Genomic DNA, 7,561 nt, shown 5'->3' with positions numbered 1-7,561 from the left:
AATCCCCATACACCGCGTCCCAGTTCAAGAAAGCTGATTACGCGGCAAGCACGTAATCAATCCTGATTCCTTTATTTATTATGACATATTCTTGTAACAATGTCAAGAGCAGAATCGTTATTTTCCGTAAAAAACAGAACTTTTTGAACACAAAACAAACAATTTCACCAAATCAAAAGATGATAAAATCTTAAAAAATAAATCTGTGACCTAGTTACAAAACCATCTACCCTTCTCCCCCCGGAGCCCACAGCCGGAAAACAAAAAAATCCCCCGCCGCTGGAAACGGGGGAAAATGGGAGAAACTCCGATCTCCGGTTCAGCCTTTCACGCCGCCAAGCGTGATACCCTTGACGATGAACTGCTGTCCGCAGAGAAACAGAATCACCAGCGGTATGATGTTCATCACACTCGCCGCCATGATGAGATTGGTCTGCCGCCCGTACATGCTGTCGAAGAAAAGCATGCCGACCGGCAGCGTCCGAAGCGTCTCGCTCTTGATCATGACCAGCGGCCAGAAGAACGAACCGTAATTCCCCATGAAAGTGAAAATCGCCAGCGTGACCAGCGCCGGTTTCGACAGCGGCAGAATCACATGCCGGAAAATCTGAAACCGCGTCGCTCCGTCGATCTCCGCCGCCTCCTCCAGCGCCGGCGGCAACCCGAGCATGAACTGCCGCAGCAGAAACGTCCCGAACGCCGAAAACGCCGCAGGAACGATCAGGCCGAGATACGAGTCGAGCAGCTGCAGTTTCACCATCAGCAGGTAGTTCGGAATCATCGTCACCACCCCCGGAATCATCAGCGTCGCCAGATAGAGTTTGAACACCGTATCCCGGCCGCGCCAGCGCAGACGTGAAAACGCATACGCCGCCATCGCGCTGGTCATGCACTGCAGAAACGTTACCCAGCCCGCGATGAAAATACTATTGAAGTAATATTTCGCAAACGGAATCTGCTGGAACACCTCCGGATAGTTACCAAACCGCCAGACCCGCGGCAGAAAATCAAGCGACTCGACCTCGGCAAGAGGCTTCAAACTCGCACTGACCATCCAGCAGAACGGCAGCAGCATCGTAATCGCGATCGGAATCAGCAGAATATGGGTTTTCCACTGGAACTTTCTCATGTCACACGTCCTCCATGCGGCGGCTGCCGAACTTCCAGTTCACGAGCGTCACGGCGAAAATAATCACGAAGAGCAGCCACGCCACCGCCGACGCATAGCCGACCCGGTACTCCTCAAACGCTTTCGTGTAAATATAGTAGGTCAATGTGGTCGTCGTACCGGCCGGGCCGCCCATCGTCATGACCCGTGCCTGATCGAAGCCGCCCTGAAGCCCCCCGATGAAACTCATCACCACGATGAAGAATGTCGTCGGCGCCAGCTGCGGCCAGGTGATGTGCCGGAACTTCGCCCACGGCGATGCGCCGTCGATCTCCGCTGCCTCGCCGAGTTCGGGCGGAATGTTCGCGAGTGCCGCAATGTACAGCAGCATGTTGCTGCCGCCGATCGCCGTCCAGATCCCCATGATGATCAGCGCCTCGCGGGCGCCGACACCGAACTGCTCCGGCGAAAAACCGACTCGCTCCACCGCAAGAGCAAGCAGATTCCGGGTCGACATGAGCCACTCAGGTCCGGAAAAATCATCGCACCCGAACAACGCCGCGATCTGCCTCAGCAGCTGATTGATCAACCCGAAATCCGGATTGTAGAGCGCTTTCCAGAGAATCATCAGCGCCACTCCCGCCGTGAACTGCGGCAGGTAAAACATCGTGCGGTAGGCGGTCACCCCGCGAATCTTCCGATTCAGGAGCAGTGCCAGACAGAGCGAACCCGCAATCGAAACCGGCATGCCGAGCATCAGATAACCGGTATTGACCAGATAACTCCAGAAATCGGCGGATTCCCAGATCGCCCGGAAGTTGTCGAACCAGACGAAGCGCAGCGGAACGGTCTTCATCACATTCCAGTTCGTGAAAGCCAGCCCGAACGACATGACGATCGGCCCGGCCAGAAAAATCAGAAAACCGCTCAGATTGGGGAGCAGAAACCCCATCGCACTCCAGAAATCGCGTGTACGCCGTTTCATTTCGACTCCTCCCGCCGTTCCTCCTCCAGTTTCCGCAGATCCGCCCGGGTCAGGGAGCGGCCGGTCAGCTCCCGGTAACGTTCCTGCAGCTCCGGATCTTCCAGAACGGAACGGCAGATCTCGATATTCACATCCCGCGCCGCGTCCCGCAGGGCGTCGGCGGGGGATTTGAGACGGTTCTTCACAAGATCGAGCTGGCGCGAAATCAGCCGCGCCGCCACCAGTCCGTTCACAAAATCACTGCGGTCGATCGGGCGGCTCACCGCCATCATGCCGCGCCATACCTCAACCTCCGGGTCGCCCGCGCCCGCACTCTTCAACGGCCCGAGCGCATCCCCCTGGCTCGTCACAAGCTGATTGTACTCCTCCGAAAGAAGATAGCGCAGAAATCCGAGCGCGATTTCCCGGCGCGGACTAGCGGCATTCACGACCGTCGCCTTGGCCGTGCACTGGAACACGCGAACGGGCCCGTGCGGACTCTCGCAAACGCCGCTCCTGAGTTCCGGATGCTGCCGCAGCATCATGAGCCACCAGCGCCCTCCGAGCGCCGTCGCATAGCGTCCGGAGGCGAAGTAACGCAGCGTCCCCTGCCCCCAGCCGCCGGCTGATGCCATGGCCGACTCCTCCACCGGAGTCGGGGCAAGTTCATAACGGTAAATGAGATCCCGCATGAACGTCACGGCGGCTACCGCCTCCGGGGAGTCGATCGTGCAGCGGGTTCCGTCGGCATTGTAACAGCTGCCGCCCCACTGCATGACAAAGTGCGGCCAGCTGTTCCAGTCCAGACCGATCGCGTGGCGCACGATACGCCCGTCCCCGTCCCTTTTCACCAGCCGGGACGCAATCTTCAGGAACTCCTCCCAGCTCCACGGTCCGGAGGGATATGGGATTCCGGCCTCGTCGAACGCCTCGCGATCGAACCACATTCCCACCGGACCGACGTTGTTCGGGATGCCGTAGATCCGCCCGTCGTAAACGGCGCAGTCGAGAGAACCGGCCCACACCTTTTCCGCAAGATCGATTCCATCCGACCCGAATTCATCGGTCACGTCGAGTGCGATGCCGGACTTCACCGCCGCCGTGAGCTGAGCGGGATCGTAGACGCAGAAGAGATCCGGGCCGACTCCGCCGATGCTCTGCACAAGCGTCTTGGTCAGATCGGGAGCGCTCGGGTCGAGCCGCAGAGGCAGATCCGGATTCAGTTTCCGGAAAAGCGCGAGCTGCTCCTCACGCAACTCGTTCGCATCGACCGACCAGAGAGCCGAACGTGTGTCGCGCCCGCTGTCAATCCGCCAAGCCGCGATCGACATCGCCAGCAGCGCCGCCGGAATCAGCCAGAACCACCTGCCCATCCGTCACCGCCTAACGCTCAAGCTCAAAACGGAAGTGTTCGCCGAATACCGCGCGACCGCGCGCCTCGAACCGCAGCGAAACCGCGCCGGAAGCCTCCGCCGGAATCACGATTCCATCGAGGTCCACAGCCTCAAGCCGCGGCAGGTCCGCCTCCAGCGGGAACGCGAGTTTTTTCCCGTTGAACGCTGCGAAGATTTCGACCCCGCCCTGCCCCGGCACCGCCTTGAACGGCACCTCGCCGCCGTTGCCGATCCGCACCCGGAGTTGAAGTTCTCCGGGATGACGGATTTTCTGTCCATCGCGAATCTCCGCCCAGGAACCATCGGGGCGGCGGTATTCGACCCGGTCGAACGCACCGTTCAGATAGCGCACCGGATTCCGCCCGGTGTACGGCACGTTGCCGACACCGATAATCGGAACATCCACCGAACTCCGCCCCGAAGCGGGCGTGCGGATTCCGAGCATGCCGCCCGATTCGACCGCTTTCAGATACGCATCGCCGCCCGCTCCGAATACGAGCTCCCGATAGCCTCCGGCATGCGCATCACGGTCGTAATCGAACCAGACAGTTGCCGCCGGATAGCTGCGCGCCTTCCGGAACGGCTCCGAATAGCGCTGCGCAATTTTTCCCGCCTCCCGCAGCGTTCCGTCGACATTCGTGATGCCGAAGTCGCTGTTCTCGTTGACCCGGAAGCCGCCCGGCCACCACCACGGTGCCATGCCGTTCGCACCCGACTCCAGCGCCCGGCGGTAGAACGACTCAAAATAGGAGGCGCCGTTCGCCTGAATATTTGTCGCGGAGTCATAACCGCCAGGTCCAAGCGTGTTTACACCGAATTCACTCCATACGACCGGCTTGCCGCCGGAGTAATATCCCGCCAGCCGGGTTGCAAACCCGACCGCCCCCTCCCCGGAACGGTTGTGCCTGATCGCGTACCCCTCCGGAGAGAGGAAATCCAGCGCCCGGACGGTGCCGCTCAGGGAATTGTCATAAGCGCTCAAGTTGCCGCCGCGGTTCGTGATGAGGTGGTTCGGGTCGAAGCTGCGCAGCGTGTCGGCCGCGCGCTGCCAGAGTCTGGCGCAATGGTCGTCCATGAATTGCCGATAAGCGGCGACAAAGATCCGGTGCGGGCCGTCGTCGGTCAATTCCTGATCGGTCGGAGCGCGCAATGCGGCGTTGTTCTTTCCTCTGCCGGGATCGAACTTCCAGTCGCGCACGGCTTCGGCGCGGTCGCCGTAGCTCCGCTCAACCCAGAGATTCCACGCCGGCAGGAACTTCTCCCGGAAATCGGCCCGGAAGAGGAAATTGCTCGCCTCCCAGACAATGTCGTAGCAGAACAGCGTCGAATCTCCCGGCAGCCGCATCGCATCGATGAGACGTTTCAGCTCCTCCGCCTTGAAGTCGACCGGACTGGCCGCGCCGAGAAAGAGATTCACTTTCATGCCGTGCTTGCGGCAGCGATACAGGAAATCCCGGATCGCCCCCGGATCAAGCCGCTGATTGTCGCTCGGATGAACACTGAGCATATTGAGTCCGGCCGCTTTCGCATCGAGGATCGCCTCTTCGACCTGAGCTGGATCATAAAACCGGCGGCTGCCCCAGCCGTCCCGGTAGTTGTAGGGGCGCATGCCCGCAACGGAATAGACCGGATAGAAATTCACGCCGAACGGATACCACTTCTCCCCGCCGAGCATGAAATCGCTCCCCTCCACCCGCACAAATTCCGACGGGTCGTCCGCCCCGCTTTCCGGGATGTTGAGCTCGGCGTCGATCCGATCAACGCAGACGCCGGAAGCATCGACGAGTTCGGCCCGGAAACACCAGGTACCCGCTTCCGCGAATTCCCGTTCCGCCGTCACGACGGAATTTCCGTCCGCCTTTCCATCGACGCCCGGCACCGCACGACCATCCGGATCGATCCACCGCGTCCGCACCATGCAACCCGGAACGGGACGGAACAACTGCGCTCCGTACCGGACGTGCGCCCCTTTGTCGGCGGTGAAATGTTCCGGCCCCGCCGCCGCGAGAAACTGCCCGGCGGCAAGCCGTTTCGCAAGCGAAATCAGCTGCTCCGAGAGTTCCGGGGTTTTCAGAATCCGCTCGAGCGGAAATCCCATCCCGGCGACTGCCGCGCCCTTGTATGCGCGGTCCAGGTGCAGCATGATCCAGACCGGATATCCGCGTCCGCGCTGCGCATTCCGCGCAGTCGCCACCGGAATGAAACGCCACGGGCGGTTCATTGCAAAACCCGCGCCGAACATGCGCGGCACCGGAGAAACGACTCCATCCCGCCAGTCAAGAGCGCTGCCGTCCGCAAACGAAATCCGGACCGGACCAGCGAGCCGGTAGCTGTTGTATTCCGGCGCGACCCCCTCGAGCACAAAAGAAGCCGGATATGACTCGACCTGATCCGGATCGCCCGGCAGCGCTTCAAGATCTGCAATCTCATACGAGTAGGATTCGCCGGGGCGGACACCCCGCGCATGGGTGGCGGAAATACCGAAAATCACCGACACAACCTGATTGAAATCGACATGATCTCCATCGTTTCCCCGCTTCGGGTTCGACCGCCAGTAGCGGAATGCCGCGCGCGGCAGCAGTGAAATCTCCCAACTCTTGCCGACCGGCAGCGTGGCGATCCAGCGGGAGCCGTCCTTTTCCCGCAGTTCAACGGTGAACGCCGGGAGTTTGCCGTCCCCTTTCGCCCGCAGCCGCAGCATGCCCGTGCCTGCCGGAATCTTCGCCGCTCCGGTCGGGGTCGCCCAGTTATCCCATGAAAAGAAACGCGAACAGTGAATTCTCAACACGCGCTCACCCGGCGAAACCTTTGCGCTGCCGGTGACTTTCTCCGCCTCCTTGTCGCACTGCCGCGCATACTTCATCCCCGGAATGATCGCCCCGATATCGCTCCCCTTGAGCTCCGTTTTCTGCCGCTGAAGAAGTGTATCGTGCGTGATATAGCCGCTCCCGTCACGCACTGCCGGGGAGGAAAACGGACGGCCGCCTCCGGTGAAGATCACCCTGCCGCCGCGTTTCAGGAAACGGTCGAGGCCGGAAACCGCCGACGCCGGAAACGATTCGCTCTCCGGAACGAGCAGAAGATCTTCCGCTCCAAGCTGATCGAGCTTCTCCAGCGAGATCCGCCCGAACGGCAGCCCGGCCTGTTCCGCCACCGTGCGCAGGGCCGGTTCCGGCAGCGGCTGCCCGGTTGAGAAGTCAAGCAGGCGCAAAGCCGGTTCCGCAGCGCAGAGCGACGCGGCAGCGACGACGGGCAGAGCACTGCCCAGAATGTTTTTCCACAGCTTCATCATGCGGTAAATCCTTTCAATATCCGGAGTTGTAGCGAACGTGACCAAAGAAATCGTTGGTGTCGCTGATGAGTTCGTTGTAAGTATAGGCGGCGACATGGCCGTCGAGAAACGCCGCGTTCGCGCGATCGCCGTGGCGCGGCAGCATCCCGTAATTATTCGGATCAGGATTCAGCCACTTGTTGTTGTTGCAGTAGCATTTGAACGTCCGTGCCCCGTTATATACACCCTCCGACCGAAACTGGGTGGCATCTCCCATCAGAATCCCGGTGGCGGGAGTCCGGTGTTTCGTGATCCGGATCGACCAGCCGTAATGCACCAGACAGTGCGCACCGCCCTCGGTATAAATGCCGATTCCGTTTCCCGAAGTCATTAGCGCCTCGGGAACTGATGGACAAAGCATCACACCTTTCGCCGCATACCCCTCATCTTCGTTCTTCCATTCCGGAACCGGGATATAACCCTCGGCCAGAAGATTCTCCCACCATTTTCCCGGAATCCGTTCACTCCAGCTCGGCCCCAGATTCAGCGGAGTCACATGGTCATTGTTGTCTCCTGCATACAGAATCTGTGCCTGAATCAGCGGCTTGCAGTTATTCATACACGACGAGGCTTTCGCTCTCTCCCTCGCCTGATTCAATGCCGGCAGCAGCATCGAGGCGAGGATCGCGATGATCGCAATCACGACAAGGAGCTCTATGAGCGTAAATGCCGCTTTTCTCGTTACCAGGTCGTGGGAGGCAGGGGGCGTGTCCGCCGCCCCCCGCACCCCCTGCGTCCGGCAAGGTGCCGGTGCCGTGTACGGG

Annotated in this window: 5 protein-coding genes; all 5 read right to left on the bottom strand. The window is 60.5% G+C overall.

Translation table 11 applies throughout. The features are described 5' to 3' along the window. Positions 1-319: 319 nt before the first annotated feature. From Q0J85_RS15070 to Q0J85_RS15050, 5 genes are read right to left on the bottom strand one after another with little or no spacing between them, the layout of a single operon-like run. Entirely contained in the window at positions 320-1,129 is an 810-nt protein-coding gene (locus Q0J85_RS15070) for a carbohydrate ABC transporter permease (protein ID WP_294483096.1), read from the bottom strand. A gap of 1 nt (position 1,130) precedes the next feature. Beyond that, positions 1,131-2,093: a carbohydrate ABC transporter permease gene (locus tag Q0J85_RS15065; protein ID WP_294483094.1), complete on the bottom strand. Its 963-nt coding sequence runs from the start codon at positions 2,091-2,093 to the stop codon at positions 1,131-1,133. Beyond that, complete coding sequence (locus Q0J85_RS15060; protein ID WP_294483092.1) at positions 2,090-3,445, bottom strand: extracellular solute-binding protein; 1,356 nt, start codon at positions 3,443-3,445, stop codon at positions 2,090-2,092. Before Q0J85_RS15060 ends, Q0J85_RS15065 begins: the two co-directional genes overlap by 4 nt. A 10-nt stretch (positions 3,446-3,455) precedes the next feature. Further along, the gene (locus Q0J85_RS15055) at positions 3,456-6,758 is read right to left on the bottom strand and encodes a hypothetical protein (protein WP_294483090.1); all 3,303 of its coding nucleotides are present in this window, start codon (positions 6,756-6,758) and stop codon (positions 3,456-3,458) included. Positions 6,759-6,771: 13 nt separating this feature from the next. Further along, positions 6,772-7,524, bottom strand: coding sequence for a prepilin-type N-terminal cleavage/methylation domain-containing protein (locus Q0J85_RS15050; RefSeq protein ID WP_367274672.1), 753 nt, complete (start codon positions 7,522-7,524; stop codon positions 6,772-6,774). Between the last annotated feature and the right edge of the window lie 37 nt (positions 7,525-7,561).

Origin of the sequence: uncultured Victivallis sp., from assembly GCA_944389935.1 — a bacterium.
Classification (GTDB): Bacteria; Verrucomicrobiota; Lentisphaeria; order Victivallales; family Victivallaceae; genus Victivallis.
This window is presented reverse-complemented; position numbering and strand designations above follow the sequence as displayed.

Bases quoted from the DNA above. Each gene is read 5' to 3' on its own strand.
- Q0J85_RS15060 (WP_294483092.1), bottom strand. From the start codon at position 3,445: ATGGGCAGGTGGTTCTGGCTGATTCCGGCGGCGCTGCTGGCGATGTCG.
- Q0J85_RS15065 (WP_294483094.1), bottom strand. From the start codon at position 2,093: ATGAAACGGCGTACACGCGATTTCTGGAGTGCGATGGGGTTTCTGCTC.
- Q0J85_RS15070 (WP_294483096.1), bottom strand. From the start codon at position 1,129: ATGAGAAAGTTCCAGTGGAAAACCCATATTCTGCTGATTCCGATCGCG.
- Q0J85_RS15055 (WP_294483090.1), bottom strand. From the start codon at position 6,758: ATGATGAAGCTGTGGAAAAACATTCTGGGCAGTGCTCTGCCCGTCGTC.